The following is an 826-nucleotide window of genomic DNA, read 5'->3' as shown; positions in this document are numbered from 1 at the left end:
GCAAGGCGCCCCCGGCGATCCCTGGCAGCCGTACAGCACCTCGATCTCCGGCTCAGGCCATACGGCAAAGACGGAATACGGCACCAATTCTGCCTCGGGCGACCGCTCAGTGCGGCTCTGGAAAGCGGAGGAAGTCAGTACGAGCGGACAGGAACATAAGCGGCATCTTACAACGGCCGGGAACTATGATGCCAGCCAGTTATACCTCGCCATCAGCAAAGATGAGAACTGGGCAAGCGGTAACGCCGGTACGGTCGAAGAATATAAAGACAAAGAAGGCCGTATCGTTTTGAAGCGTGCATGGAAAGATGAAAGCGTAAAGCTTTCCACCTACTATATTTATGATGATCTCGGCAATTTAAGCTTCGTGCTGCCCCCGGGCGCAGATCCCGATGGCAGCAGCATCAGCCAAACGTCGCTCGACGGTTTCTGCTACCAGTACCGTTATGACGGAAGAAATCGCCTCATTGAAAAAAGGATCCCCGGCAAAGGATGGGATTACCTGGTATATAATAAGCTCGATCAGCTGGTGATGACCCAGGATTCCGTGCAGCGGGATAACGGTAAATGGTTGTTCAGTAAATACGACGTGATGGGGCGGAACATCCTCACCGGCATCGCCTCCAGTTCTTCTTCCAGGGATACCTGGCAAAGCAGCGTGAACGCCCAAAGCGCGCTTTGGGAAACCCGCGACGATGCCAATACTTCCGGCACCGGCACCGGTTATTCCAATGCCAGCCTGCCCACCAGCGGCATCGACCGCTATCACACGGTTTCTTACTTTGACGATTACGGCTTTTACGGCAACAGTTTCGGAGCGCCGGGA

1 pseudogene is annotated in these 826 nt (G+C 54.7%); it reads left to right on the top strand.

The features are described 5' to 3' along the window. Positions 1-826: pseudogene (locus tag GS398_RS22130) on the top strand (DUF6443 domain-containing protein); the annotation flags it as partial.

This window comes from Hufsiella ginkgonis (assembly GCF_009834915.1).
GTDB classification, from domain to species: Bacteria; Bacteroidota; Bacteroidia; order Sphingobacteriales; family Sphingobacteriaceae; genus Hufsiella; species Hufsiella ginkgonis.
The sequence above is the reverse complement of the archived record's forward strand: the minus strand, read 5'-3'. Positions and strand labels throughout refer to the sequence as shown.